The organism is Treponema sp. Marseille-Q4130 (assembly GCF_014334325.1).
In the GTDB taxonomy this organism is placed as follows: domain Bacteria; phylum Spirochaetota; class Spirochaetia; order Treponematales; family Treponemataceae; genus Treponema_D.
Genome location: NZ_JACSET010000004.1, coordinates 54,580 through 80,306, shown reverse-complemented (window position 1 = coordinate 80,306; position 25,727 = coordinate 54,580). Strand labels below are relative to the sequence as shown.

The window sequence follows — 25,727 nt, the reverse complement described above, 5'->3', positions numbered from 1 at the left end:
TTACATATCCGTCGTCTGCGTTTTGAATTTACCGACTTCGGCGACGAGACCGTCGATGGATTCTTTGTTTTTTATCGCGATTTCCATCGATTCCTGTGTCGCCGAATTGATAAGATCGACTTGCGATTCGATCGAATCCATCGTTTTGCGTAAAACGCGGGTGAGTTCGTCAAGCTGCGTCGCCTGCGTTAAGATATTTTCACTGCTCGCGAGCATTTCTGCGGAATTGTATTTTACCCCGCTCGTCGTCGTACCGATATTTTTTATCATATCGCGTATGCTCGTGCTGTTTTCTTCCTGTTTGTCCATCACTTTGACGACGCTTTGGATGGCGTTATATACTTCGTTCGAATAGCTTGAAATATAATTGAATTTTTCGACTGCACCCGACGCGGACGATGCGAGCTGTTCGATTTCATCGATGATGTTTTTGAGCGTCGTCGTGATTTTTTGACCTTGTGCGCTCGAGCTTTCCGCGAGCTTTCTGATTTCCGAAGCGACGACGGCGAATCCCTTGCCCGCTTTACCTGCGTGAGCCGCTTCGATGGCTGCGTTCATTGCCAAGAGGTTTGTCTGGTTTGCTATATTCTGAATGACGGCACTCGCTTCGATCAAACTGCCCGACGCTTCGGATATCCGCTGCGATATATTGTTTGCCCGTGTGAGCGTTTCGCGTCCGGAGTCCGTCGCCGATGTGAGGTTTTGCATCGTGTTTTGCGCGCCCTTTATATTTTCTTCGACGGAACTTACGAACTTCGTCATACCGTCCAACGACACCGTCGATTTTTCGACGACGTTCAGCTGGCGGTCTATATCTTCGTGGAGTGCGCGGATCGCTTTAATGACTTCTTCGATCGCGGATGCCGTTTCCGAAACGCTTTTTTCCTGTTCCGTAAAATGACCCCTCAATTCTTCGATGCTGTCCGTGATCGCTTTTACAAATTCGCTTACGGACACCATATTGCTTTCGAGATCGGATCCGACGGTTTTCATTTCGAATGAACCGGTGCTGACGTTTTTGATCGAGTTCCGGAGTTTTGTGATGGTTTCGTTGAAGTAAGTCGAGAGGATGCCCGTTTCATCCCTGCCGACGACCGGCAGTTCGATGGTGAGATCGCCTTCTCCTTGCGAAATATTGTGCAGGGCATCGATCATCAAATTGAGCGGCTTGACGATATGGCGGGCGATAAAGAATCCGATGATGATCGCGATGACGAGCTGCAAAACGGCGATGAAAATAAACGTTTTAATAAGCGTCGTTATATTTTCCGCGACGAATTCCGAAACGGGCGCCATGAGCAGCAGCGTCCAGCCGGAGTAGCGCATCGAAGATGTTGCCGCGATATATCGCGTATTATTTATTTTTGAAATACTCACGTTAGATTTTCCCGAACTCAACGCGCTTCGGAGAAAACCTTGAAATTCTTTGCTTTCGCGTTCGAACACTTCGGTAAAGATATTTTTATACAATATTTCCGGCTGACGGTTTCCGAGTATGATGCCGTCGGGGCTGATCAGATATGCGGCTCCCGTTTTTCCGACCGTCATATCGCTTACGAGATTCGACAGCGAACCGCCCAAAAGTGTTGCACTGAGAACACCGGTGATCTTGCCCTGTAAATCGCGCAGCGGGATCGCAATCGTGGATACGTACATCCGTTCCGTGGAAGAAAAAACCGGCTCCGTGATGGCGTACTTACCCGTCATCGCTCGTCGAAACCAATCTTCCGTCGAAACATTTTCGGTTTTATTGTCGGTGCGGTAGAGTATGCCGTTTTTTCCGCCGATACCGAAATTGAGCCAACCGCGCTGTCGCTGCAGTTGAATTTCATTTTTTAATAATTCGATTTTTGCACGGTACGACAGCGTATCTTCCTGGATATCGGGGATATTGGAAAAGGCTTCCAGTTTTTCGAACATCGCCTTCGAGCGTTCGTCGAGCGCTTTTGAAGAGCTGAACACCAATTCGTTGAGGAAGTATCGCGTATTGCTTACGAGTGAAAAAGAGGCGAGCGCTATCGATACCATACATGAAATGAGTACGATCGAAAGCGAAAAAAACGCAAACGCCGTTATCATTTTGTTTTTTATTGAAAATATTTTATGTTTCTTTCCGTCCGAAAAAACGTATTTCATATCCCTTCCTTAAAAAGCGCGGCATTGCAGAAAATATTGATTTTCGAAAATGCCGCAGCCGTGCGCGAGCGCGCACGTATATAATCTTAACAAAATACCGCACCGTTCGAGCACGTTTTGCATTTTATTTATTGAGCGATTCATCAGAACTTTTAACAAAAATATTCAGTACGCCCTGTATGTTTCTTCCGGCTGCGGCGTTCTTCAGGGCCGTATTCCAATAGCCGCGCATTTCCGGAAAACCGGTTATATTGTTGTAGTATTGGCCGAAGAATTTCTGCAGTACGGAATTATACAATATCTCCGGATCGTCGGTTTCGATTTCGATCTTTGAAGTTACAGGGAAACCGCCGGTCGCGGCGACGAGCTTCGGCGCCCATACTTCATCCGTCGCCATAAAGTGCAGGAATCGTTTCGCCGCTTCTATTTTATTTTGATTTTTGTTTTTAAACACACAGGCGCCGCCGACGATGAATTCGAGGGACGGAGCGCCCGAATCGTTCGGAAAAGGCATGTATATCGGAGTAAAATCTTTGCCGCGATATTTGCGTTTTCCGTCATACATTTTGTTCAGCTGCGGCGAATAGAGAATCGTGTGTGCCGCATCGGATGCAACGAACATAGCAATAGCGTCATTCGATGTAAGGTTTGCGCCGTCGAGCAGCAAGCCTTCTTTCATCGCGTCCATCGTCCACGCGACGTTTTTTATCGCTTGGGGCGTGTTGAACGTATAGCGCGAATAATCGTTATTCAAAAGCGATACATTGCCGAAGAGGTTGACCAAAAACGCACGAGTGCCCTGATCGCCGCCCTGCGTTTTATAGTAGAATACGCCGGGTGTTTTGCCTTTCGGCAATTTCGATTTGAGCGCGCGTAAAAGATTTTCATACTCCGCGACAGTCCACTGCCGGTCGCGCCGAGTGTACGGCAAAAGGGAAAGAAGCCCCAAATCTTCGAGCATCTCTTTATTGAATGCCATCGAAAAAGGACCTTCGTGCATCGGATACATATACGTGCGTAAATCTTTACCTGCGGAAACCGCAAGCATACCCGTCATGATATACGGCTTTTCCGTTGCGAGTACGTCGTCGAGAGGTTCGAGCAAGCCCTTGTCAGCCCATGCGATGATACGACCGGGCGCGTCGTATATGATATCGGGAGCTTTGCCTGAAGCGATCGCCTGTTCGATTTTGTCCGCTCCGTCGGTAAAACTAATCGATGTAAAGCGCACGTTGATGGACGGATTCGCTTTTTCGAATGCGGCGATAAGCTCTTTTTCAAAATCACCCTGCACACCCGTTTCCGAAGTAAAGTTGGGAAACGACCAAAAATCGATATCCGCTGCGACGGAAGCGGTTTTTTGATTCATACAGCCCGCTAAAAACGCTGCACATAGGATGATTGCACCGTGCCTCAGCAAAAGTCCCCACCTGCTATTGTTCATAAACACTCCTGACTTGCGCACTGTTTTTTTGTCTATAATAATGTATATGCGTATAGGTTCAATAATAGTAGCGAGTAAAAGAGCCTGTGTCAATCTTTAGGAAAAGTAAATTAAATTCGGTGCATTTTTTTCAAGAGATTCTTTATAACTTTATCTCGAAAAAAACGCTAAAGATGAGTTTTTCGAGATTACCTTGATATATTTGAGATTATAATTGACTTTCCAAGTTCCGGACGCGGGATTTTCTTAAACCGCCTATTCTCTGTTCCAGTTGCCGCGTGACGGATAATACGACCAGAGACCGATATCTTTGTAGTTGCCTCCGCTCGAATTCGATTTTCGTCTGAAGTCCGCGGATGCATAGAGTGTTGCGCCTGTTTCCGTAGCGGCGGAATCGACGCAGAGCAGTGCGGGGATGATGTACGGGGAGCCGAGCGCCGAATCCGCGTTTGTCGAAAAGCTCGTGAGCGATGAGCCGGGGACGCCGCTCGTATTTGTCGTCTTTTCGAGACCGCGTCCGTTCGTTCCCAAAATGATCGCATCGTTCGTTGCGGCTATGGAAGTGATATTTGCAGAACAGCTTACCGCGTTCGCTCCGGCTGAAGCGGCGGTTCCTGCCGCAACGTATTTTAAAGTGGAACCGCTCGCCCAATAGACGTACGTTGCGGGACTCGACGTTTCATTTGTTGCGGAACACGAATTGAAAAAATAAACGCCGCCTGCATAGACGACAGAGACGGTGGATTCGCCGGGCGTGTCTCCCAATACGGACGTCGCGGTACTTTGAATATACGAACTGCTCGAAGGAGAATTTTTCAATTCGCTTACCGTTCCGTTCATGCGGATATACGCTGTCCGATTTGCCGCGGCGATCGTATTTGTGCAAAATATCGTCGTCGTACCCGAAGAACCGGTAACCGCTCCATCGCATTGTGTCCACGTGCTTCCGTTGAGGTAATACAGATAACGACTGCCGGCGATGTTTTCGCCTTCTTCAGTATTTTCATAAATCTCGGCGCCGAGCGCGTAGAGCGTATTTTGAGTCACGGCGAGCTGGTAGATGTAAATGCCGTCGAATTTTTTATTGTAATAGTCGTAGGAAAGTTTCGGCAGACCGTCCGACATCAAGTTCCAGTCGCCGTGCGATGCGGAACTTGCAGGCTTTCCGTATACTCTGCCGTTCGGAATAAAAAGATATTCTTGACCGTTAAATGTACAGCGGACAATCGCATTGACGCGGCCGATTATCGTCGCGTCTTCGAGTTCGACCTCCCCCATGATTTTGGCAAAGATGACGTCCTGGCAGCCGGTAAAAAAAACGGCGCACGCGAGTGCGGAAAAAATTATTAAAACGGAAAATATACGCCTCATACAAAATCCTTAAAAATGATACCGTGCCGAAACGGATGCCGTCAAAAAGAGGCCGTCGAAATTATAGCTCGGATCTTTGTACCACTGCGGCATCCACAAAAAGACGCTTCCGATTCCGAACGACCAGCTTTCCGACATGCGGTAAAATACGCCGACTTCGGGTCGCAGCACAAAGCCCGGAAAATATCTCCTGCTCTGATAGGTTTCGAATGCGATACCCGCTCCGATCGAAAGAGGAAATTCGAAGCGCCACACGGACGGCTGAAACGTGACGCTTGCCGTTACCGGCCAAAAGTTGAAGATATTGCTGCCGAGCGTCGGATGGTAGCCGACGATGATATTGCCGCCGACGGCAAACAATCCTGTGATAAATCGCCGGTAGCCGAGATCCGCAGCGCCTCCGACATACATCTTGCCTTTGAAGTTGAGCGGAAAACTCGGCATAACCGAAATTTGGATATATTGATCGCCGGAGCCGTTCATCTTATAGCGGAATTGCGTACCGTCATCGTATTCGTCGCCTTGAGATTTGCCGGCGGCAAAAAAAGCGGCGGCGCAAAAAAATAATATACAGCATAGCGCTACGGTGCGTTTCATCTTTCCTCACATAGATAGCATATTTTTATAAAAAAAGATATATTGTTCAGTATATCTTTTTCAAGCGGTTTTATCAATCATAAAACGATGCGGAAGCGGGGCAGGTTACACGATGAGTGCGGTGATTATCGACGGAAAAAAAACGGCGGCGGATATCAGAGGACGTATTGCCTCTCGGACGGCGGAACTGAAATCGGAGGGCGTTGAGCCGAGCCTCGCCGTCATCCTCGTCGGGAACGACCCCGCAAGCCTTTCATACGTGCGAGCCAAACGGAACGCGCTTTCGGAAGCGGGTATGAACGACCGTTCCGTCGAGCTGCCCGAAAACACAAGCGAAGCGGAACTCCTTTCGCTTATCGGAGAACTCAATCGCGACGAGAGCGTTCACGGCATTCTCGTGCAGCTGCCGCTTCCCAAACACATCGACGAACGTAAAATACTCTTTGCGATTTCGCCCGAAAAAGACGTCGACGGCTTTCATCCTGTCAATATCGGAAAGCTCGTCATAGGCTGTGATGCGCCGCTTCCGTGTACGCCGCACGGCATCGTCGTGCTCCTCAAATCGATGCGCATCGAAACCTCCGGTGCGCGCGCGGTCGTCGTCGGTCGATCGAATATCGTCGGAAAACCGCTCGCCCTCCTTTTGTCGCGCAGAGACTGCAATGCCACCGTGACGCTCTGTCATACGGGAACGAAAGATTTGAAAACGATCACAAAGGATGCCGATATCGTCATTTCGGCGGCGGGTATGCCGAATACGATCCGCGCGGATATGGTAAAAGAAGGTGCTGCCGTCATCGATGTCGGTGTGAACCGCATTCCCGATGCGGCGAAAAAGAGCGGATTCCGTTTGACGGGCGACGTCGATTTCGATGCGGTAAAAGAAATCGCATCGTATATTACTCCCGTGCCGGGAGGGGTCGGTCCCATGACGATTGCGATGCTCATGCAAAATACGCTTGAAGCTGCGGAGAGAGGCCGTGAGCGCTGACGAAAAAATATCCCGTGCTGCGATGCGCGATATACAAAGCGAAAATGATACGCGGGGTGTGCCGCTGCAAAAAGTCGGCGTAAAGGGCTTACACTATCCCGTGACGGTGCTCGATAAAATCAATAAAACGCAAAACACGACGGCGACGGTAGATCTCTTTGTCGATTTGCCGGCCGACTGCAAAGGTACGCACATGAGCCGTTTTATCGAAGTCTTTCACAAATATCGCTTCGATATTTCGATGCATCGCTTTTTCGATATGCTCGATGAGATCCGCTCAACGCTTTGTGCCGCACGCGCCTACGGAACCGTTTCGTTCCCGTTTTTTATCGAAAAAAGCGCACCGGTCTCCGGCACGAAAAGCATGATGAGTTATATGTGCGCGTATGAGGGAAGCGTCGGAAAAACCGAACGCGATTTTTTTATTTCTGTTTCGGTGCCGGTTGCAACGCTGTGTCCGTGTTCGAAAGCGATCAGCGATTACGGCGCGCACAATCAGCGCGGTACGGTGCGCGTAAAATTGCTGTATTCGGATTTTTTTTGGATCGAAGACGTCATCGCCGTCATCGAAAACGCTTCATCGGGCGGTCTCTATGCCGCGCTTAAACGGAGGGACGAAAAATGGGTGACCGAACACGCGTATGACAACCCGCGCTTTGCCGAAGACATCGTGCGCGAAACCTATCTTGCGCTGCGCTCTTTTCCGATTTCAAAACCGTTTGCATGGTTTTCCGTCGAGGCGGAAAATTACGAAAGCATCCACAATCACAATGCGTATGCGTATGCCGAATACGGAGCGCAAACGGAATGCAAAAAAAATTAAAGTGGAATGTAAATGACGTATTATTTTGAAACATACGGTTGCCAAATGATGAGGCGAAGCAGGTGCGTACGCCGATTCCCGCGTAACGAAGTGGAGCGGCCGCAGGCAAGATCGTTGTGAAAAAACGTCGTGTTTTTTCACAACACGAGAATTCTCTTCGAAGCGAAAGAGAGGGTGCGAATTCTCGCTCGGCAAAATCCGCGCATCCGTGCGCGGTACTATTTTTGAAAAATGTAAGTGGAATGAAATATGACGTACTTTTTTGAAACATACGGTTGCCAAATGAATATCGCCGAGTCCGCATCGATCGAACGGCTGTTTATCGCGCGCGGATGGCAAAAAGCCGAAGACGCGCAAGTCGCCGACGTCGCGGTTATCAATACCTGTTCGGTGCGTGCGACGGCCGAAAACCGCATATTCGGCAGACTCGGCTGGTACGCGGGATTGAAAGCCCTGCGCCAAAAGACGCCCGGCGCAAAATCGAAAACGCTCGAAAAGGCCGAGGCTTTTGTCCGCGACGGCGCAAAGCCGCTTACGCTTGTGGTTACCGGCTGTATGGCCGAACGCCTTCTTACATCGCTCAAAGAAGACTATCCGTGTATCGATTACGTCGTCGGAACTTTTGCAAAAAAATATTTCGGCGATATCATCGAAGCTGCGGAAAAGGGGGTGAGGGCGGCTCCTCTCGACGATTCGCCGTCGTATACCTTCGCACCGATTTCCGCCGAGCCGGGAGCTTTTTCGACCTTTGTGCCCATCATGCACGGTTGCAATAATTTTTGTACGTACTGCATCGTGCCCTATGTGCGGGGGAGGGAAGTGTCGCGCCCCGTTGGAGAAGTGCTTTCGGAACTCGACGCGCTTTCATCGTACGGCGTAAAAGAAGTGACGCTGCTCGGGCAGAACGTCAATTCGTATTGCGACGCCGATGCCGACTTTGCAAAATTATTAATTATTATTTCCGATCATCTTAAAAAAAACAATTCGCCGATAGAATGGGTGCGCTTCGTTTCGAGTCATCCGAAAGATTTGAGCGATGCCCTTATCGATGCGATCAAGCACAACGATGTACTGTGCCGCCACATTCACCTGCCGGTGCAGCACGGTTCGACGAAGATATTGCAGGCGATGAACAGACGCTATACGCGCGAGCATTATCTTTCGCTCGTCGACCGCATAAGAGCCGCGCTTCCCGACGTATCGCTTACGACGGATGTTATGCTCGGTTTTCCGGGAGAGACGGACGAAGATTTCGAAGAAACGCTCGATCTTATGAAGACGGTGCGCTACGAAAATGCGTTTATGTACTATTATAATCCGAGAGAAGGAACGCCTGCGGCAAAGATGCCGAATCAAATTCCGCTCGAAGTAAAAAAAGCGCGCCTCCAAAAAATCATCGATATGCAGCTTAAAATTACGGCGGAAGAGATGCAAAAGCGAGTCGGTTCGACGGTAAAAGCTCTCGTCGAATCGGTGAGCCGCGACGACGAAGCGGAGCTCCTTGCAAAAACGGAACGGGACGAGCGAGTCGCATTTAAAGCGGAAAAATCGCTTATCGGAAAATTCGTCGAGCTCCGTTTGACCGAGCTTTCGGGGCAGACGTTTAAAGGACAGCTGTGAAAACTCGGTCGGATTTTTAGAGGTGCAGGACTCCGGCTGTAGAGAAGCGATTCGCACGCGGCAATGCGGCGAATTGCACAAGCGGCTTTTTTAAAGTACAATCTCTACTAAGCTTTTTAAACTCGATTGCGAGGTGATTATGATCGGTCTTATAATTTTTATAGTGATTGCGGTATTGATCGCGGTGTTTACGGGATTTAATATCCGAAATGTCTGTGACGTCAACGTGATCTTTCACACGTTTCACAACGTACCCGTGTTTATCACGATCATCGTATCCTTTGTTGCGGGTATCGTTGTCGCGCTGCCGTTTTCCTTCGGCAAGGGTAAAAGCATCGCGGCAAAAAAAATCGATAAGATAAAAGCGAAAGCGGCAAAGGACGCGCTGAAAAATGCGGAAAGCGTTGACAAAAAAGATACTGCCGAAAATCGGATGACGGGAAGAAAATGAAGCGCCGAGGCAGTTCGTTTGCCGTTTTATTATTATTAATTTTTCTTTTACCCCTTGCGGCGGATGAAGCGCGTCCGCTTACGGCCCGCGCCGTTGCCGATGCCGCGGCGGCAAAGCCGAACGTCGACGCGTCGATTGCGTATATCGCGGAAAACTTACCGAAAGTTTCCGACCCGAAAGAAAAACGCGCGCTCTATGCGTTTTTCGGCTCTCTTCAGGAACAGCTTGCGCGTTTCGACGATGCGCGCGCTTCTTATGCCGAAGCCGCCGCTATCAGCGCAGGCGATGCCGACCGCATGCCGAAAAAATCGTCGGAGCAGCTCGTCCTTGATGCGGTGCGCTGTGCGCTCAGCTCAGGCGATTATACGACGGCGGAGCGCTATCTCAACTCCGCAGTGCGCAATTCGAACGATGAAGCGATTCAGGCGCGGATCAAACTCTATGCGCTTTGGGCAGAGTTGTGCCGTGCGAATGTGAGCGCCGATTTGGATGAGAGCGTCACCATGCTGAAAGCGTATATGTCGTTCAAGTCGATGGCAAGCGTAAAACCCGCAGTCCTTTTGACGCTGTGGTACCTTACAGGGGAGTCATCCTATGCTGCGGCGTTGAAAAAAGAATTCCCCGCATCGCTTGAAACGGGAATCGTAAAAGGCGGCGTGCAGCTCCTTCCGGCGCCGTTTTGGTATTTTTTGCCGCGGAAAGAAGCGGCTCTTCCCGAAATCGATTCCGGCGGGGCGGAAAAAATTGCAAGTACCGAAAAAGATGCGGGCGCGGCTGCGGTACAAAAAACGGAATCGAAAAAAAATAGCGGTCAATCGCAGTCCGTACAAAACGTTGCCGTCGGATCCGAATCATCCGGCGCGTCGAAAACGGGAACGGGCGACGAACAAGGGCAAAGCGCGGCGGCCGCACAGGGTGGCGGCAGTTCGCTTCGCAGATTGCAGCTCGGCTTGTTCCGCGAAAAAGCCAACGCCGACAGGCTTGTCGCCGCTCTGAAAGATAAAGGCTTTACCGCCGCCGTGACGACGGAAACGAGAGCGAGCGGAACGACGTATTATATTGTAGCGGTTGACGAAACTGACGGCAGCATCGGCGATAAGCTCAGAACGGCGGGATTTGAATTTTATCCTCTGTGATCGATGTACCGTTTTAAAAAACTGCTATTTCTCCCGCGTATTCAAGTGCTTTTTGTATCAATGCACCTTTTGCGCCTAAAGTAAATGCGATGTCGCTGCTTCGGATCGCCAATAATTTGTCTCCGGCTTTTATATCCAGCGTCCGCATCAATGACGGCGTAAGTCGAACTCCGTTATCTTTTAGGGGAAGCCAACCGTATTTTCTTCCCTTGTATGAAATCAATTCTCCCTCTTTTACGTTCCTTTCCGCAAGGTTCGGATTTTCTTTCAGGATGTGATTCAGCTTTGAGCGGGAAAGCAGCGGTTCGCTCATTACGCAAAATCCGCCCGTCTGTTTGCTGCCGGAAACGATGTAAATGTACCGTTCTTTTTGTAATTTATATTCTTCTACTGCCGATGTCGGAAAAATTATTTTTCCGTTTTCCCGTATGACCGACCAGCCGAAAATATATTTTCCGCCCTTACTCATCTGCGGCATGCTTGCTTTTCTCCAATGCTTTTTTCGTTATGCGGATTGCACCGCTCGTGTGAATACGGACAACGGGATGCGAATCATGTTCGGCAAACCGTTCCAATTTTTTCAAATACGGCTCTACGGAATGCGGTAGCCGTTTTCCCATCACTCGAAACATTTCAGGTGCTTCGATTCGTACTCGCTCTCCCTTATCCGATATCAACGCATAAAATAAATCCAATTTGTCGCAAAAAAACTCCGGCGCATTCGTTGCAATATTTTCACAAGCCCACACAAACGCAAGCCGTACCGCCTCCTCTGTGTCGCAGCGCATATCCATCAATGTATCAAAATAGGGAAGTATTAAAGCTTTGTCCGCTCTGCCTATTCGTCCCAATGCGTTTACCGATCGTTCCCTCAGTTTCGGATTGTCGTCTCTCAGATAATCGGCTATTTGTTTAATATACGGTTGTATGTGTGAAGGATAATGCAATCCCATTTCACCGAGAAGCCACAAGGCTTTTGCTTTTACATCTTCCGAATATTGTTTACCGAGTTTTGGTGCGACATCATCGATTGCCGTTTGCCAATTTGCCTTATCTTTTGTTATCGCTCTTAATTCTTTAAGGATCGTTCTATCGGCTGTTTGATTCGGCACTGCTTATTATTCTCCGTACATATTCTTTGTAAGTATATAACGCCAAACTGCGGTTTGCGTCAAGAAATGGCTGTATGATAGGAAACGCTCATAAATTTTCGATTTCCGCTTCCGAGAGACCGGTCATCCGCTGTATAAAATCGACAGAACAGCTTTCTCGCTGCATCAGCTTTGCCGTTTCCCGTTTTGCTTGATATGATCCCGCAGTAATACCATCGCGTCGACCTTTGCGTATTCCCCGTTCAAAACCGATCTTTTCACCTGCCATGCGTAAATCATCTTCCCGTATATTCAACGACATATACGTACTCCTATAAAAACTTTTGCAGGATGCTAGAGCCTCCGGCTCGTTCTGCAAAGAACCGATTCTACGTGTCCGCTTTCGCGGACTTCGAATCAACATCCGAAAAAGTTTTTAGCCGTGCGCGGGAGCGCACACGTTCAATAATCGTACTCCTAAACTTTTCGTTCCGTTTCGCTTTTTCGACAAGCGCATCGATGTGCTGTGTAAAACCGCTCGTCGCCCGCCTCTCGCAAAGATACTGCAACAATGCGCTCAATTCAGGCTCATCTTCTTTACCGTAGGCACCCACATTATAAAACACCTTATACGATTTGTCATCAAGAAAAAGCGTACCGTCGGCGGTACAGATATTGCGAAACCTCATCACTCCTACACCTTTTGTAAGGTTTGCGGTTTTTGGACATAAGGAAAGCGGTAATCGGATAGGCTGAACTCAAAGGTTTCTCTGTTTACTATGCCGAGCGGTTTATCGCTGTCGTACAGCTGCATGAGAAAGTCTACAGCCTGTTTGCATGAATGATACTTTCCGAATGCCTTGTCGTAATCGTAGTTTGTGATGTCATTGGCGATATTGCCGAAATTTGTTTTTGTGGCGGCAGGGGCAAAAACCTTTGCTTTCATTTTTGCTCCCGCTGCGGATAACTCGCGGCTTAAGCCTTCGGTAAAAGAGGCGACGAAAAACTTTGTTGCGCGATAGGTAACCGCTGTCGGAACAATCGTGTACCCGCCGACGGAAGACACATTGATAAGTTGCGTATGTTCTTTGTCTGCAAAGTCCCGCACATACAAAGCTGAAAAAAGCGCAACGGCTTCTATATTGAGGCTCAGCATATCTTCCATTTTTGCAAGGTTTTGATTTCCCACACTGCAATAATCGCCGAAGCCCGCATTGTTTATCCATGCTTCAATATCCAAGTCTTTTACGGAATTGTATACGGCATAGATATTTTCTTTTTGGGTAAGGTCGTACGTTTTGATGATGACCTCCACAGGCGGATTAACCATGCCGGTAATTTCGGCTTTTAGCTTTGCGAGCTTTTCTTCATTTCGTGCAACCGCAACGATATTTTTCCCGCGCTGTGCAAACCGCTTTGCCGCTTCGTATCCGATGCCTGAACTTGCACCTGTGATAACTACGTATTTTTTCATCTTTTTACCTCCTCATTGCTAATTTTTTATAGTATTCGATTTTTTCGCGGATTTTTGCTAAGCTGTGTGTTTTGTTTTCAAGTTCCGCTAAAAGCCGTTTTTCGTGTTCTTGAAGCATTTTGAGCCGCTCGGGTGCGGTGGTGTTTCCCTTTTCGCGAAGTTCGGCAAACTCGACTATTTGAGCTATCGGCATACCGGTTGCTTTTAAGCGGAAAACAAATTCCATCCATGCGATGTCCGTTTCCGTAAATTCCCGATACCCGTTTTTTCTTCTGCGGATGGGCTTTAATACTCCCTTTCTTTCATAGTAGCGTAGCGCCGAATCGCTTACGCCGAGTTTAAAAGCAAATTCTTTAATCGTCATGGTGGCTCCTTTGTAGTGTAATTTTATAGAGCGAATTATCTCCCCATGCTGCGATGTACAGTTCCTTTGAACCGGTGTCGGCAATAAGCCCAACAGGAGAAATAGGTTTATCGGTAAGCTGCTCGGTTTTTCCGTCCGTAAGCGAAATGCGGTAGAGCCCCGTGCCGCCGTAATCGACGGTCAAAACGGAATCAGGCTGAAACGGATCGAGAATGAGCCCCGCTGCGGGAGCATTGAGTGTTTTGCTTAAAACGGTGAACTTGGCATTTTTTGCTTGGTAGAGATAGATTGTTCCGGTGATGTCGTTAATGACATACCGGTCTTTACCCGTCTGAATAGCTGCAACAGGGGTGGTCAAGCCCTTGTCGGCAAGTACCGAAATTTTTCCCTCAGGCGATACGGAAAGAACTCTGCTTTTGCCCCGCTCGGCGACAAGCAGGTTTCCGTTATCATCAAAGGCTATGCCTGCAACAACACTGAGCCCTGAAATAAAATTGCTTTTTTTACCGTTTTGCACTTTGTAGATTACACCCCCGCTGTAAGTTGCAACATATAAGGTATCTTTGCTGTCGATTGCAAAACATGAGGGCGAGGGAATGTCTTTTATAACCGTTTCGATTTTTCCCGAACGGTAACGGTCAATTCGCCTTGCACTCCAGTTTGCAATGTACAGATAGCCTTTGCTGTCAAAAGCCATTCCGACAGGGGATGAAAGCGATGAAGCTAATTTTTTTATTTCGAGATGCTCTTTTGTAAAAAGATTACAGTTTGCCAAAACCGCCGTACCGATTAAAAAAATACTTGTGATGTGAATTTTATTCATATAAGTTCTCCTAATTTATGTATCTTTTAATAATATAAACCTTGAAGTTAGGTTCAAGGCAAGAGGTTTTGGGAAAAAATGCAATTCCTTATGAGGACACACAGTGCGACGTTTACGGCGCGCTGTGTGATAGGAGACGCGAAAAAAATCCTGCGCGGGGAACTTCGCGCTCGTTGCAAGTTGCGCGGGGAACTTCGCTTTATTCAATGCACGGCACGGATGCCGTGTCGCAGCTTTGCAGACTGATCGCGTATTTTTGCGCAACAAAAATACGGTAGTGAGCGGGCTGTCTCAAAAGTCGGTTACTTTTTCGACAGCCTGTCGAGTTTAAAATTAAGTCTTTATATCGCAATGACTTAATTTTAAACATCACATAGTGTAAATCAAGGAAACTTTCCAAAAACTGAAGTTTTTGGAAAGCCGCGAACGGCCACTGCTCGGAATTATTTTTTAAGTCGAGAGTTGAAAAACGGCCGAACCGTTTTTCTTTTATCCGTGCGGAGGCTTTTATACCTCATCCTTTCGGATGTAATAAAAGGTATGAAAGCCGACTGCAATTCCTTATGAGGACACACACAGTGCGACGTTTACGGCGCGCTGTGTGATAGGAGACGCGAAAAAAATCCTGCGCGGGGAACTTCGCGCTCGTTGCAAGTTGCGCACTGCTCGGATTTGCTCGATGAAGTCGAGAGGCGAAAAACGGCCAAGCCGTTTTTCTTTTATTAACACGCTCGCGATTTCTCCGCACTGCTCGAAATTATTTTTTTAAGTCCGAAGGTGAAAAACGGCTGAACCGTTTTTCTTTTATAGGAGACGCGCATAATTCCTCCGCACTGCTCGGAATTATTTTTTAAGTCGAGAGTTGAAAAACGCTTGGCGCGTTTTTCTTTTATGGGAGACGCGAAAAAATCCTGCGCGGGGAACTTCGCACTTCGTGCTCGTTGCAAGTCGCGCACTGCTCGGATTTTTTCGCTCTTGTCTTAACCCCCTCAATCATATAAAATCGAAAACGTATTTTTGAAAATGTGATTTTAATAATTAAGGATGACGTATGAACAGCACGCTTGCCGAATTGAAAGCGCGGGGATTTTATTCTCAATGTACCGATATCGATTCTCTTTCTTCCCGCATGGACTCGGGTCCCATTACTTTTTACGTCGGCTGCGATCCGACGGGGCCGAGTCTCCACATCGGGCACATGGTTCCGTTTTTTGCGCTGCGGTATTTGCGTTCTGCGGGGAATGTCGGCATCGCGCTCATCGGCGGCGGGACTGCGCGCATAGGGGATCCGAGCGGCAAAACGGAAATGCGTAAAATGCTTTCGTATGAAGAGCTCGACAAAAACGTCGCGCGCATAGAAAAACAGCTCGACGCCTTTATCGGTTTCGACGGCAAGACGGCGTTTTCGGACAACAATAAAAATTGGCTTGCGGATTTGAACTATATCGATTTTTTACGCGATATCGGTTCCTGTTTTTCCGTCAACAAAATGCTGTCGTTCGAAGCGTACAAAATGCGGCTCGAGCGGGGGCTTTCGTTCATCGAATTCAATTACCAGCTTTTGCAGAGTTACGATTTTCTCATGCTGCACAAACGGCACGGCTGTATTTTGCAGATCGGAGGCGACGACCAGTGGGGCAATATCACTGCGGGCGTCGATTTGATCCGGAGAAAGCTCGGCGGCACGACGGAAAAAAATATCGAACACGAATGCTTCGGTTTGACCTTTCCGCTCATCATGCGCGCGGACGGACAAAAGATGGGCAAGAGCGAACACGGCGCGGTTTTCCTAGACGCTTCGCTCACGAGCGTGTACGATTTTTTCCAATATTGGCGGAATGTCGCCGATGCGGACGTGCGCAAATTCCTTTTGCTGTTTACGTTTTTGAGTATCGAAGAAATCGATAAAATCTGCGGCGGCAATATCAACGAAGCGAAAGAGCGGCTTGCATACGAAGCGACCGCCGTAATTCACGGCAAAGCCGAAGCCGACAAAGCGCTTTCGGGCGCAAAGGCCGCATTCGGCGGAGAAGGTGACAAAGCGCACATGCCGACGGCGGAAATCGCAAAGCAGGCGATCGAAGAGGGGATCGGAGTAGTCGATCTCTTTGCAATTGCACAGCCCGGTACGTCGAAGAGCGACAACCGCCGCCTCATCGAGCAGGGGGGCGCGCAGGTAAACGGACGAGTCGTAAAAGACATTCACGCGCTCATCACGATAAAAGAAGCGGATGAGGACGGCGAGTTTATTTTGAAAGCGGGCAAAAAGAGGATCATCCGCGTTATCGTAAAATAAAGTGGCGGGGAGCGGATCACGGGAACACCGCGCGATGTTAAAACAGCATCAACTGCGCGCCAGTTTGTTTATCTTCAAAAGCCGACAAATACGAAAATATTTTATCGGTATTCGTTTCGATACCGTTTTCTTTACACCGTGTGCGGAATAAATTCATAAGGCACGCATTGTGCGCACTCATAAGGGAATAGCTGTTGCCGTAGCATCGGATATATTTTTCTTTTAAGCCGGGAAAAAAATTATCGAGGTTTTTGTAAAAATATTCGCGGTTTCCGTCTCTCAGCGTTACGCCCATGCCGAAGCAGATCACGCCGATCACTTTTGCTTCGATGCAATAGCGCAAAATACCTTCGATGTTTTCCGCCGTATCATTGATAAACGGAAGAATCGGCGTGAGCCACACAACAGTGGGAATGCCCGCATCGCGCAGGGTTTTAAGCGCCGCAAATCGTTCGCTTGTAACGGCGACATTCGGTTCGAGTATTTTGCACAAAGCGTCATCGTATGTTGTCAGCGTCATCTGCACGACGCATTTCGCCCTTTCGTGTAGGGCCTTCAAAAGATCGAGGTCTCGCAGTACCCGCGGAGATTTTGTTATGAGGGTAAAACCGAAACCGCGGCGGTATACGGTTTCCATCGCTTTCCGCGTCATGCCGATTTTTTCTTCAAGCGGCATATACGGGTCGGTCATAGAACCCGTACCGATCATGCACTTATTGCGTTTCCGGCTCAAAGCGTCTTCGAGCAAATCTATCGCGTTTTCCTTTATTTCTATGTCTTCAAAATCGTGCGCAAACCGATAGCATTCGCTTCGCGAGTCGCAATAAATACACCCGTGCGTACAGCCGCGGTATAAGTTCATGCCGTTTTTACCCGATAAAATTCCTTTTACTTGAACAAAGTGCATTTGTTATTCCTGAAAGTCCGGTTGCAGGATATTTCATTTTTCCCTGTATTTTTTCAACGCCTTTTTCAAGCATTTGATTGCCCAATCGTAATGGCTCGACATTGCCGAAACGCAGTAACTGCCGAGCGTCGTCGTGCCCGTCCAATCGAAAGCGCCTTTGGAAAAAAGTTCTTCGTCGGAAAACGTTTCGATAAGCGCCATAACCTCTTTGTGCGTTTTTTTCAGCATGCTCTCGGCGACGGCATACGACGTTTCCCGGTGCTTTTTCCAAAATCCGACGTTCATTGCAGGATAGGTTTTCCAATTATAGGGCTCAGGCAAAAAGGCGGCGGGTTTTCCTTTTGTATTTGACCGTATCCAATTCAGCAAAAGACAGTGCCATTCGTACAAGTGAACCAAAACGTCGCGCACGTTTTTATCGCGTTCGTTCGGAAAGATATCGGCGGCTTTTTCTTTGTCGGTCATTCCGTCGATTAAAGTCCGCAGCTTTGCAAATTGTTCGTTTGAAGCTTGAATTAAATCGGCCTTTGTCGCAGGTCTGGGCATTGGTTATTCCTCTTGTTTTTTTGTGCCTGCACGGAGGCTTTTCCTTACATAATCGAATTTGTGCATGAATGTAGGATTATTTCGTAGTTGTCTTAGAATATAGCGCTCCTGACATCTTGGATGATATACATTCCAAAAACTTTTACATACAAGGTTTTGAGTTTCGCGGTATTCTTCTTTTCTTCCTAAATGAATAATATAAGCGTTTTTATTCATTGGTGTTTTCTTATGATGAGTTAATAAGTGGGAGGATGCCAAAAGTGGCTCCGGAAGTATCTTTACTTGTTCAATAACCGTTTCGTAAGACATAATGGGGCTCCGTGTTGATTATAACTTATTGGTTTCCATCATCCTATCGTAATGCTCTTTCCCAATAGTATTAAAGATTGATTCAAACACTTCAAATAACTTCGATGGATTAGCATTATGAATCTTCTGAAAATAAAAATTATCAAAGGGTGAGACCTTGTGACTTTCATCATTGATCATTGAAATAAAAGCAACTTTCAAATAATGATCGATAGTATCTTTATTATCATCTACTAAAACAGTTGCCCAAGCATCCGTACCAAGCCCTATAAAGTTGGCATAGCTTTCTAAAATACGTCTAAATAAATTTGCGAGCAAAATATTTTGTTCCTTGTTAGCATCAGGTAATTTCCCTTTTGCTTCTTTTATTGTTTGCCACATCAATGCATAGTCATCGCATTCTTTATATTCACGTTGTTTTATATATGTTTCATTGATCTCACTTTTTTCGACTAAATAATGCTGTTGGGATTTACATATCGGTCGTTTTTGCATTGCAACTTCTTTATAAAAGTAATAATTATGAGTTAATATGAAAACTTGTTCAAAATTGCCATTTAAGAACACTTGCTTTTCTGTTTTTCCTTTGTATTCTATCAACCTATTTATTAATGTTGAAACGATAAACAGTACTTGGCTATCCATACTTGAAACAGGGTCGTCAATAACAATTATTTTCTTTTTTTCAGAACTCCCCTGAATATCCGTGGTACCTAAACAAAGTTGGTAGAAATATAAGAACGAAATAAAATTGCTTTCTCCTTCACTCAAACTATTAAATATATTCTCCTCAAGAACTTCTGAATTTCTTGATAAATAATACCGGGAGATATTATTTTCTTTATTTTGTTCATTGATTTCAAAGCCCATAAAACCGGAGTTTTTTAAAATTTGATTTATATTATAAACAGCTTCTGTAGTATTAACAGTTTTTCCTCTTAGAGCAGTATTTTCTTGTTGTAATTGTTGCATTTCCGTTAGCAGTTTCTCAATTTCAGCTTTATTTTTAGTGATAATTCCATTAGTCTCTTCAACATCCTTTTGAGATTTCAAAATATCGTCTTTGCAGTCAAGAGCAATGTAATCCCATATTTGTTTTCCTAAAGACTTTTTTTGAGTATCAAGAGAGCTGACAAGATTATTATTATTTTCTATTTCCTTATTAATTTTTAATAGTATATCTTTAAATGATTCTGTTATATCACCAAGTGTTTTCCTTTCATTCGGTGCATTGATTTTATCACTTATTATTTTTAAGTTAGTATCATAAATAGTTTTTAAGCTCATTTGTAGATTTGAAACAATGTTTTTCACATTGTATTTTTCATATACGGCTTGAATATTTTGCAAAACCCTTTTGAATGTATTCTCATAAATAATTTTTTCACTTTTTATTTTATCTATCTTTTGTTTTGATGATTCATCAAAAATATCATTTAATTGTGAAATAAAATCGTCGTCTATCGTTTCTTTTTGACAAAATGGACATACGACTTTTGTCTTCTCGAGAAATACTTTGCCCTGTGCAACCCAAGATTTTAAACCAAATTCATTTATCAATTTTGCTAACTGTACATCTTCTTTACCTACAATAACTTCTTGTAATAATACTGATAGTTCATTATGTTTTTGCAATAGCTCATCAAACAACTGTATATCAAGTGAAATATCAATGTTGCTTAAATTATCCTCATAAAGTTTTTTATATAAATCATTTAGAGTCCTAAACTCTGGTTTTACAATACTATTGTTCTGAATAATAGTTTCAAGTTTTTCTAAATTATTTTTCGCACTTCCCTTGTGATCGAGCTGTATTCTTAAAAAGGAACTAAAAATCTTTCTTTTGCCAAAGCATTTATCAGTCAATTCTTTTCTATGTTGTATTTTTTGCTTGTCAAGAATGTCATTTCTTTCTTCAAGTTCATTTTTTGTTTTAAGTTTATTAGTAATAGCTTCTTCGTTTACTTTTATCTGCTTATCAATTTCAGCATTCTTTTGATTTAATGAAAAAACACCTTTTAGAGTTTGGCTCTGCCTAAAATTTCTCTCGACAAAATCTTGGTTAAACACAAGGATTTCTTCCTGCATAGGGTTATAGTTGTCTTTTAGACATGATGAGTATTTGTTTTCCGGATCATCAATTACAAGCGATTGCAAATATTTTGCTATTGTAGATTTTCCGGAACCGTTGTTTCCAAAAAAATAATTGAGCCGTTTTAAGCCCTCAATTTTAACACCAACCTGATTATAAGTCGCGACGTTTTTCATCGTAATTTCAGTAATCATCTATCTCCCCTTCCATAATTTTCCCCTCATCCTTCCTCGTTCCGTATGCTCCATATACAACAGTATTTATCTACTTATCCAAATTGTCAATGCACCGCTGCAAAAATCGTTTGTTAGAATCGGAAGACAAGTATTAGCTGCTTTTTTTGCGCACCAAGTATCTTGTCAAGCGTAGCACTTAACCGCATCTGCCGTATCCTTATCGTTTTCTGCCGCCCGTACCCTGCATCGTATAAAGCGGAATACCGGCACAGCTTAAAATATCTATATCGCGGTAAACAGTACGCAGCGACACTGCAAATTTTTTGCGAGTTCATGAGCTGTCGTTCGTTTTTTGTTAAGGAAAATAAAGAGAATTTCAAAAAGCCGTTCCGAGCGCATATCGGTAAAAGTAAAGCATAAAAACCAGACGGGTTCCTATAAATAAATAATTTTAATCGAAAATCTGTCCGGAAAGCTTTCGTTTTTCTTTGTCCGGAAAGCCCGCCTCGTATACTGCAAATTCATTCGGATACTCGTCGCAGGCTGAGTATCCTTTCGGTGCGGTATATTCTCCGGTAATATCGGACAGATAACCCGGAATCAATTCTTTGCAAAGGAAAAAGGACGCATCCGCTCCCTCCGGTAATCCGTGATATCTGATGCCGTATGCACTCGCATAAGAAAAACCGCTCTTACCGTAAAAATCGATAGTGCCTTCAAAGCACACGGCTCCGTAGCCGAGTTCTTTCGCCTTTTCAAGGGAATAGTCAAGCAGAATCTTTCCGTAACCTTTTCGCTGTAACGCCGGCGTAATGCAGATCGGACCCATCGTCATAATCGGAATGTCATTCCCGTTGTCGGCTTTAATCATTGCTCTGACGAAGATATTTTGCCCGATGAGTTTGCCGTCCTTTTTCATCACAAAATCAAGCTCGTGAACGAATGCGGGATCATTCCGCAGCTGTTGTAGAATATAGTGCTCTTGACATCCCGGACGATATACATTCCAAAAACTTTCGCGTACAAGGTTTTCAACTTTTCGGTATTCCTCTTTCTTTTCCAAACGAATGATACAGTCGTTTTTATTCATTGATGTTTCCTTATCGTTTTCCGCCGCCCGTACCCATCCTATTTCCTATACGGGCGTTTCCAATGTTTGTACGTAAAGCGTGCGACTGCATAGCGGTCGAGCAATCGGCTCGCTGCGGCGAAAAGTTTCCACTTCCATGTCATGAGCGCGGTTTTCTTTCCGCGTTCCGCGCGTTTTAAACAGTGTGCGACCGTTTTGTCGGCCGCGACGCCGTGCAGCACTTCTTTACGCGCTCCGTTCGACGCGACTTCCGCGAATTCGGTGCTCACGGATCCGGGGCAGAGCGCACACACCCGTATGCCGCGATCCCTCACTTCGGCTGCGAGTGCAAGCGTAAAGCTCAGCACGTAGGCTTTCGTCGCGGCGTAGACGGCAAAATTTCCGAGCGGCGAAAAAGAGGCGAGGCTTGCCGTGTTGATGAGGATGGATCCCTCTGTCATGTACGGGAGCGATACGCTGCAAAGGCCGGTGAGCGCCGTGCAGTTCAAGTCTATCATATCGAGTTCACGCATGACGTCGGTTTCCGAAAAGGGACCGTAGGTGCCGAAACCCGCGTTGTTGACGAGTATGCCGATTGTAAAATCGCCCCCCTCTTTTTCAAACAGCTTTGCAAAACGTTCGACGCCTTCGCGCCCGCTTATGTCCATGCAGACGGGGCGGGGGACGACGCTTTTTTCCGCTTCGATTTTTTTGCACAGCGCATCGAGCCGTTCTTTTCTTCTCGCGATGAGCCAGACTTCGTCGCACTTTTTTTGCCGTGCGATCTCGAGCGCGAATTCTTCTCCCATGCCGGAACTCGCTCCGGTGACGATGCCGATTTTTTTCATGCGTTCAGTATAAACGATAAGCGTTTTCCGGGCAATTACGATTCCGAATACGCGCCGAAATTTAATAAGGGGGAAAGCATTCCCCTCGCGCGCACTTCGTTGCGCGCTGCCCCTTCCAGCGGGGACACCCCGCAACGCCCCGTCGGCAGCGCTTTCTCGTCATTGACGGGGCATTGTATTAAATTGCATTTGGATGTATGATAAGCGTATCGTTTATTTTACCGAGACAGCGAGGGTTATATGGATGTCCAGTTGCAGGAATTGATCGACAAAATAAAAAAAGACGGAGTGGCAAGCGCGGAAGCGGCTGCCCAGCAGATACTCGCCGACGCTGAAAAAAAAGCGAGAGCCGTCGTTTCCGATGCGGAGCAAAAAGCCGACGGCATCATCAAAAATGCGAAAGCCGAAACCGAGCGCATGGAAAAAGCGAGCGAAGACGCGATAGCGCAGGCGGGACGCAATATGATTTTATCGTTCCGCGATTCCCTCACGGCCGAGCTCGACAGGATTATTAAGACGGAAACTGCGAAAGCGTATTCGAAAGAGCTGCTCGCAAATCTTATTCCCGAAACGGTAAAAGCGTGGACAAAGCACGCCGACGCGGAAGAGCTTTCCGTTTTGCTTTCCGAAAAGGATTTGAAAGAACTCGAATCGGCTCTCACCTCCGCGCTCAAAGACGAAATCGCAAAGGGGCTCGTGCTCAAAAGCGATAAAACGCTCGCGGGCGGTTTCAGGATCGGAGTTAAAGAGGGCAGGGCATTTTACGATTATTCTTCGGATTCCCTTGCCGAATTGTTTGCAGCCTACGTCAATCCGCGCACTGCAGCCATCTTAAAAGGCGCCGTTCAAGGAACAAACGCGTGAAGCAATATTACCTCGTTTCGCAGCTGCCCGACATTTCAAATGCCGAGCGATCGCTTGCGATAACGGAAAGCTATTACCGAGATCTCTGTTCGCGCTTCCTGTCGAAAGCGGAAACCGAAGTTTTAAACGGACTGTCGCTCGTTCCGCCGAAAGAGCCTTTTCCGACCGGTTCGAAATTTCTCGATGCGTGGTACGAGAAGGAGCGGAGCCTCCGCTTTGCGCTCGCGCAAGTCCGCGCGCAAAAGATGAAGCGCGATGCGCCGCAAGTGCCCCCTTCGTGTACGGCCGACATTATGCAGGCAGCCCGCACCGCAGTCGGTATGGACAGCCCTCTTTCCGCGGAAAAATTTTTATACGAATACCGCACCGGAGTGCTCGACAATCTTCGCCCTTTGGATATCTTTTCCGTCGATGCCGTCTACGAGTACGGCATACGGCTTTTGCTCACTGCGCGCATCAAAAAATTCAATAAAGAAGCGGGTACTCTGGCATACCGCACTATGTACGATTCTATACTGGGAGAAACAATATGACGGGTACTAAAGCGAAAGTAGTCGGCGTCAACGGCAATATGGTTTCGATAGCCTTTGACGGCAACGTTTCGATGAACGAAGTCGGCTACGTAAACGTCGAAGGCAAACGGCTCAAAGGCGAAGTCATCCGTGTTCGCGGCGACGGCGCTCAAATGCAGATTTACGAAATGACGAACGGCATACGTTCGGGCGATACCGTCGAATTCGACGGCGACCTTTTGTGCGCCGAACTCGGTCCCGGTTTGCTCGGTCAAGTGTACGACGGTTTGCAAAATCCGCTGCCGCTCGTCGCGGAACAGGCGGGATTTTTCCTCGAGCGTGGCGTCTACGTCGATCCTCTTTCCAAAGCGACGAAGTGGGATTTTACGCCGTCGGCAAAAGTCGGAGACGCCGTATACCGCGGAGATGCCGTCGGCTCGGTTCCCGAAGGCCCCTTTACGCATAAGATTCTCGTACCCTTCGATATGTACGGCTCCTATACCGTAAAGAAAATCGCACCTGCGGGATCGTACACGATTCAAGATGAAATCGCAGTCCTCGAAGACGAAAAGGGCGAATCACATACGATTACGATGACGTTCAAGTGGCCGGTAAAACGCGCCGTCGACTGCTATGCCGAACGCCTCGCTCCGTCTGACGCGATGGTTACGAAGATACGTCTCATCGATACGTTTTTTCCCGTTGCGCTCGGCGGAACCTATTGCATACCCGGCCCCTTCGGCGCGGGTAAAACGGTTATCCAGCATACGACGAGCCGCAACGCCGAAGTCGATATCGTCATCATCGCAGCCTGCGGCGAGCGTGCAGGCGAAGTCGTCGAAACGATAAAAGATTTTCCGAAGCTCATCGATCCGCGTACCGGAGAATCGCTCATGAAGCGGACGATCATCATCTGCAATACGTCGTCCATGCCCGTCGCCTCTCGCGAAGCGTCCGTCTATACGAGCGTTACGCTTGCCGAATACTATCGCCAGATGGGACTCAACGTGCTTTTGCTTGCCGATTCCACTTCGCGTTGGGCGCAGGCTCTGCGCGAAATGAGCGGCCGCCTCGAAGAGATCCCGGGTGAAGAAGCGTTTCCCGCCTATCTCGAATCCTATATTGCAGCCTTTTACGAACGCGCGGGCATCGTGCGCCTGCGCGACGGCAAAACGGGTTCGGTTACGATCGGCGGTACGGTTTCTCCCGCCGGCGGCAACTTCGACGAACCGGTTACGCAGGCGACTCTCAAAGTCGTCGGCGCTTTTCACGGACTCGCGCGTGAGCGGAGCGACGCCCGAAAATACCCCGCGATCGACCCGCTCAATTCGTGGTCGAAATACAAAAGCGTTATCCGCGAAGACCGGGTCGATTTCGCACGCTCTCTCTTCAGAAGCGGACAGGAAGTCAATCAGATGATGAAAGTCGTCGGCGAAGAGGGAACGACGACCGAAGATTATATCGAATATCTGAAAAGCGATTTTCTCGATTCGGTGTATTTTCAGCAAAACTCGTTCGACGAAGTCGACAATTCGGTCAGCGTCGAACGTCAAACCTATACGCTCGAAAAAGTGCTTCGCATACTCGGATCCGATTTCGATTTGAATTCGAAAGACGATGCGCGCTCGTATTTCAATTCTCTGCGTCAGCTCTTTATCGACTGGAACTATTCGACGTGGAAGGACGACTCGTTTACCGATATCGAAAAAAAGATCGACGAACTCTACGCGCAAAAAAACGGCAAACTGCAAAAAGAAGCGGCGGCGCTGCTCAAGGACGGTGAATGA

27 protein-coding genes and 1 pseudogene are annotated in these 25,727 nt (G+C 47.1%); 9 read left to right on the top strand and 19 right to left on the bottom strand.

Annotated features, from left to right (window positions below):
- The 4 genes from H9I36_RS05555 to H9I36_RS05540 all read right to left on the bottom strand — a co-directional run bounded on the left by H9I36_RS05555 (position 1) and on the right by H9I36_RS05540 (position 5,548).
- Complete coding sequence (locus H9I36_RS05555; protein ID WP_187384388.1) at positions 1–2,136, bottom strand: methyl-accepting chemotaxis protein; 2,136 nt, start codon at positions 2,134–2,136, stop codon at positions 1–3.
- A 124-nt stretch (positions 2,137–2,260) separates the two neighbouring features.
- On the bottom strand, positions 2,261–3,580 hold the full coding sequence (locus H9I36_RS05550) for an ABC transporter substrate-binding protein (protein ID WP_187384387.1): 1,320 nt from the start codon (positions 3,578–3,580) through the stop codon (positions 2,261–2,263).
- A gap of 255 nt (positions 3,581–3,835) precedes the next feature.
- Complete coding sequence (locus tag H9I36_RS05545; RefSeq protein ID WP_187384386.1) at positions 3,836–4,951, bottom strand: hypothetical protein; 1,116 nt, start codon at positions 4,949–4,951, stop codon at positions 3,836–3,838.
- 9 nt (positions 4,952–4,960) lie between these two features.
- Entirely contained in the window at positions 4,961–5,548 is a 588-nt protein-coding gene (locus H9I36_RS05540; RefSeq protein WP_187384385.1) for a TP0733 family outer membrane beta-barrel protein, read from the bottom strand.
- A 112-nt stretch (positions 5,549–5,660) separates the two neighbouring features.
- Between H9I36_RS05540 and folD the strand changes: the two genes are divergently transcribed.
- The 5 genes from folD (at position 5,661) to H9I36_RS05515 (ending at position 10,569) form a co-directional block, all read left to right on the top strand.
- On the top strand, positions 5,661–6,539 hold the full coding sequence (folD, locus tag H9I36_RS05535; RefSeq protein ID WP_187384384.1) for a bifunctional methylenetetrahydrofolate dehydrogenase/methenyltetrahydrofolate cyclohydrolase FolD: 879 nt from the start codon (positions 5,661–5,663) through the stop codon (positions 6,537–6,539).
- Positions 6,529–7,362: a GTP cyclohydrolase FolE2 gene (gene folE2 / locus H9I36_RS05530; RefSeq protein ID WP_486389539.1), complete on the top strand. Its 834-nt coding sequence runs from the start codon at positions 6,529–6,531 to the stop codon at positions 7,360–7,362. The genes folD and folE2 overlap by 11 nt, the downstream gene beginning before the upstream one ends.
- A 249-nt stretch (positions 7,363–7,611) precedes the next feature.
- Positions 7,612–8,982: a tRNA (N6-isopentenyl adenosine(37)-C2)-methylthiotransferase MiaB gene (gene miaB / locus H9I36_RS05525; RefSeq protein ID WP_187384383.1), complete on the top strand. Its 1,371-nt coding sequence runs from the start codon at positions 7,612–7,614 to the stop codon at positions 8,980–8,982.
- A gap of 139 nt (positions 8,983–9,121) precedes the next feature.
- Positions 9,122–9,433 carry a LapA family protein gene (locus H9I36_RS05520; protein ID WP_187384382.1) on the top strand — a complete coding sequence of 104 codons (312 nt, stop codon included), beginning with the start codon at positions 9,122–9,124 and terminating at the stop codon, positions 9,431–9,433.
- Positions 9,430–10,569: an SPOR domain-containing protein gene (locus H9I36_RS05515; RefSeq protein WP_187384381.1), complete on the top strand. Its 1,140-nt coding sequence runs from the start codon at positions 9,430–9,432 to the stop codon at positions 10,567–10,569. Before H9I36_RS05520 ends, H9I36_RS05515 begins: the two co-directional genes overlap by 4 nt.
- A 13-nt stretch (positions 10,570–10,582) precedes the next feature.
- Here the strand turns inward: H9I36_RS05515 and H9I36_RS05510 are convergent, their stop codons facing one another.
- From H9I36_RS05510 to H9I36_RS05480, 8 genes and pseudogenes are all read right to left on the bottom strand, one after another.
- A complete protein-coding gene (locus H9I36_RS05510; protein ID WP_187384380.1) occupies positions 10,583–11,047 on the bottom strand; it encodes a hypothetical protein in 465 nt (154 codons plus the stop codon).
- Positions 11,031–11,681: a sister chromatid cohesion protein PDS5 gene (locus tag H9I36_RS05505; protein ID WP_187384379.1), complete on the bottom strand. Its 651-nt coding sequence runs from the start codon at positions 11,679–11,681 to the stop codon at positions 11,031–11,033. The genes H9I36_RS05510 and H9I36_RS05505 overlap by 17 nt, the downstream gene beginning before the upstream one ends.
- Before the next feature lie 88 nt (positions 11,682–11,769).
- A complete protein-coding gene (locus H9I36_RS05500) occupies positions 11,770–11,982 on the bottom strand; it encodes a hypothetical protein (protein WP_187384378.1) in 213 nt (70 codons plus the stop codon).
- 67 nt (positions 11,983–12,049) lie between these two features.
- A complete protein-coding gene (locus H9I36_RS05495) occupies positions 12,050–12,349 on the bottom strand; it encodes a hypothetical protein (RefSeq protein WP_187384377.1) in 300 nt (99 codons plus the stop codon).
- A gap of 5 nt (positions 12,350–12,354) precedes the next feature.
- A complete protein-coding gene (locus tag H9I36_RS05490) occupies positions 12,355–13,134 on the bottom strand; it encodes an SDR family NAD(P)-dependent oxidoreductase (RefSeq protein ID WP_187384376.1) in 780 nt (259 codons plus the stop codon).
- A gap of 4 nt (positions 13,135–13,138) precedes the next feature.
- Positions 13,139–13,360 (bottom strand): MerR family DNA-binding protein, encoded by a 222-nt coding sequence (locus H9I36_RS12880; protein WP_255422683.1) that lies wholly within the window; start codon positions 13,358–13,360, stop codon positions 13,139–13,141.
- Positions 13,361–13,498: pseudogene (locus H9I36_RS12875) on the bottom strand (MerR family DNA-binding transcriptional regulator); the annotation flags it as partial. It abuts the gene before it with no gap.
- Positions 13,488–14,321 (bottom strand): hypothetical protein, encoded by an 834-nt coding sequence (locus H9I36_RS05480; protein WP_187384375.1) that lies wholly within the window; start codon positions 14,319–14,321, stop codon positions 13,488–13,490. The gene H9I36_RS05480 and the pseudogene H9I36_RS12875, both read right to left, overlap by 11 nt.
- Before the next feature lie 1,051 nt (positions 14,322–15,372).
- Between H9I36_RS05480 and tyrS the strand changes: the two genes are divergently transcribed.
- Positions 15,373–16,617: a tyrosine--tRNA ligase gene (tyrS, locus tag H9I36_RS05475; protein WP_187384374.1), complete on the top strand. Its 1,245-nt coding sequence runs from the start codon at positions 15,373–15,375 to the stop codon at positions 16,615–16,617.
- A gap of 37 nt (positions 16,618–16,654) precedes the next feature.
- Here the strand turns inward: tyrS and H9I36_RS05470 are convergent, their stop codons facing one another.
- The 7 genes from H9I36_RS05470 to H9I36_RS05440 all read right to left on the bottom strand — a co-directional run bounded on the left by H9I36_RS05470 (position 16,655) and on the right by H9I36_RS05440 (position 22,564).
- Positions 16,655–17,524 (bottom strand): SPL family radical SAM protein, encoded by an 870-nt coding sequence (locus H9I36_RS05470; protein WP_187384373.1) that lies wholly within the window; start codon positions 17,522–17,524, stop codon positions 16,655–16,657.
- 33 nt (positions 17,525–17,557) lie between these two features.
- A complete protein-coding gene (locus H9I36_RS05465; protein WP_187384372.1) occupies positions 17,558–18,070 on the bottom strand; it encodes a ClbS/DfsB family four-helix bundle protein in 513 nt (170 codons plus the stop codon).
- 3 nt (positions 18,071–18,073) lie between these two features.
- Positions 18,074–18,379: a hypothetical protein gene (locus tag H9I36_RS05460; RefSeq protein WP_187384371.1), complete on the bottom strand. Its 306-nt coding sequence runs from the start codon at positions 18,377–18,379 to the stop codon at positions 18,074–18,076.
- A gap of 18 nt (positions 18,380–18,397) precedes the next feature.
- The gene (locus H9I36_RS05455) at positions 18,398–20,665 is read right to left on the bottom strand and encodes an AAA family ATPase (protein ID WP_187384370.1); all 2,268 of its coding nucleotides are present in this window, start codon (positions 20,663–20,665) and stop codon (positions 18,398–18,400) included.
- Positions 20,666–20,864: 199 nt separating this feature from the next.
- Entirely contained in the window at positions 20,865–20,960 is a 96-nt protein-coding gene (locus tag H9I36_RS12870) for an HTH domain-containing protein (RefSeq protein ID WP_370586950.1), read from the bottom strand.
- A 138-nt stretch (positions 20,961–21,098) separates the two neighbouring features.
- Positions 21,099–21,737 (bottom strand): GNAT family N-acetyltransferase, encoded by a 639-nt coding sequence (locus tag H9I36_RS05445; RefSeq protein ID WP_187384369.1) that lies wholly within the window; start codon positions 21,735–21,737, stop codon positions 21,099–21,101.
- A gap of 38 nt (positions 21,738–21,775) precedes the next feature.
- On the bottom strand, positions 21,776–22,564 hold the full coding sequence (locus H9I36_RS05440; RefSeq protein ID WP_187384368.1) for an SDR family NAD(P)-dependent oxidoreductase: 789 nt from the start codon (positions 22,562–22,564) through the stop codon (positions 21,776–21,778).
- A gap of 240 nt (positions 22,565–22,804) precedes the next feature.
- Between H9I36_RS05440 and H9I36_RS05435 the strand changes: the two genes are divergently transcribed.
- The 3 genes from H9I36_RS05435 to H9I36_RS05425 are packed head-to-tail and all read left to right on the top strand — an operon-like array spanning position 22,805 to position 25,727.
- The gene (locus tag H9I36_RS05435; protein ID WP_187384367.1) at positions 22,805–23,428 is read left to right on the top strand and encodes a V-type ATP synthase subunit E; all 624 of its coding nucleotides are present in this window, start codon (positions 22,805–22,807) and stop codon (positions 23,426–23,428) included.
- Entirely contained in the window at positions 23,425–23,961 is a 537-nt protein-coding gene (locus H9I36_RS05430; RefSeq protein ID WP_187384366.1) for a hypothetical protein, read from the top strand. Before H9I36_RS05435 ends, H9I36_RS05430 begins: the two co-directional genes overlap by 4 nt.
- A complete protein-coding gene (locus tag H9I36_RS05425; protein WP_187384365.1) occupies positions 23,958–25,727 on the top strand; it encodes a V-type ATP synthase subunit A in 1,770 nt (589 codons plus the stop codon). The genes H9I36_RS05430 and H9I36_RS05425 overlap by 4 nt, the downstream gene beginning before the upstream one ends.

Bases quoted from the DNA above. Each gene is read 5' to 3' on its own strand.
- folD (WP_187384384.1), top strand. From the start codon at position 5,661: ATGAGTGCGGTGATTATCGACGGAAAAAAAACGGCGGCGGATATCAGA.
- H9I36_RS05500 (WP_187384378.1), bottom strand. From the start codon at position 11,982: ATGTCGTTGAATATACGGGAAGATGATTTACGCATGGCAGGTGAAAAG.
- tyrS (WP_187384374.1), top strand. From the start codon at position 15,373: ATGAACAGCACGCTTGCCGAATTGAAAGCGCGGGGATTTTATTCTCAA.
- H9I36_RS05455 (WP_187384370.1), bottom strand. From the start codon at position 20,665: ATGATTACTGAAATTACGATGAAAAACGTCGCGACTTATAATCAGGTT.
- H9I36_RS05490 (WP_187384376.1), bottom strand. From the start codon at position 13,134: ATGAAAAAATACGTAGTTATCACAGGTGCAAGTTCAGGCATCGGATAC.
- H9I36_RS05510 (WP_187384380.1), bottom strand. From the start codon at position 11,047: ATGCCGCAGATGAGTAAGGGCGGAAAATATATTTTCGGCTGGTCGGTC.
- H9I36_RS05425 (WP_187384365.1), top strand. From the start codon at position 23,958: ATGACGGGTACTAAAGCGAAAGTAGTCGGCGTCAACGGCAATATGGTT.
- H9I36_RS05550 (WP_187384387.1), bottom strand. From the start codon at position 3,580: ATGAACAATAGCAGGTGGGGACTTTTGCTGAGGCACGGTGCAATCATC.
- H9I36_RS05445 (WP_187384369.1), bottom strand. From the start codon at position 21,737: ATGAATAAAAACGACTGTATCATTCGTTTGGAAAAGAAAGAGGAATAC.
- H9I36_RS12880 (WP_255422683.1), bottom strand. From the start codon at position 13,360: ATGGAATTTGTTTTCCGCTTAAAAGCAACCGGTATGCCGATAGCTCAA.
- H9I36_RS05545 (WP_187384386.1), bottom strand. From the start codon at position 4,951: ATGAGGCGTATATTTTCCGTTTTAATAATTTTTTCCGCACTCGCGTGC.
- H9I36_RS05515 (WP_187384381.1), top strand. From the start codon at position 9,430: ATGAAGCGCCGAGGCAGTTCGTTTGCCGTTTTATTATTATTAATTTTT.
- H9I36_RS05460 (WP_187384371.1), bottom strand. From the start codon at position 18,379: ATGTCTTACGAAACGGTTATTGAACAAGTAAAGATACTTCCGGAGCCA.
- H9I36_RS05440 (WP_187384368.1), bottom strand. From the start codon at position 22,564: ATGAAAAAAATCGGCATCGTCACCGGAGCGAGTTCCGGCATGGGAGAA.
- H9I36_RS05480 (WP_187384375.1), bottom strand. From the start codon at position 14,321: ATGAATAAAATTCACATCACAAGTATTTTTTTAATCGGTACGGCGGTT.
- miaB (WP_187384383.1), top strand. From the start codon at position 7,612: ATGACGTACTTTTTTGAAACATACGGTTGCCAAATGAATATCGCCGAG.
- H9I36_RS05465 (WP_187384372.1), bottom strand. From the start codon at position 18,070: ATGCCCAGACCTGCGACAAAGGCCGATTTAATTCAAGCTTCAAACGAA.
- H9I36_RS05495 (WP_187384377.1), bottom strand. From the start codon at position 12,349: ATGAGGTTTCGCAATATCTGTACCGCCGACGGTACGCTTTTTCTTGAT.
- H9I36_RS05540 (WP_187384385.1), bottom strand. From the start codon at position 5,548: ATGAAACGCACCGTAGCGCTATGCTGTATATTATTTTTTTGCGCCGCC.
- H9I36_RS05520 (WP_187384382.1), top strand. From the start codon at position 9,122: ATGATCGGTCTTATAATTTTTATAGTGATTGCGGTATTGATCGCGGTG.
- H9I36_RS05470 (WP_187384373.1), bottom strand. From the start codon at position 17,524: ATGCACTTTGTTCAAGTAAAAGGAATTTTATCGGGTAAAAACGGCATG.
- H9I36_RS05435 (WP_187384367.1), top strand. From the start codon at position 22,805: ATGGATGTCCAGTTGCAGGAATTGATCGACAAAATAAAAAAAGACGGA.
- H9I36_RS05555 (WP_187384388.1), bottom strand. From the start codon at position 2,136: ATGAAATACGTTTTTTCGGACGGAAAGAAACATAAAATATTTTCAATA.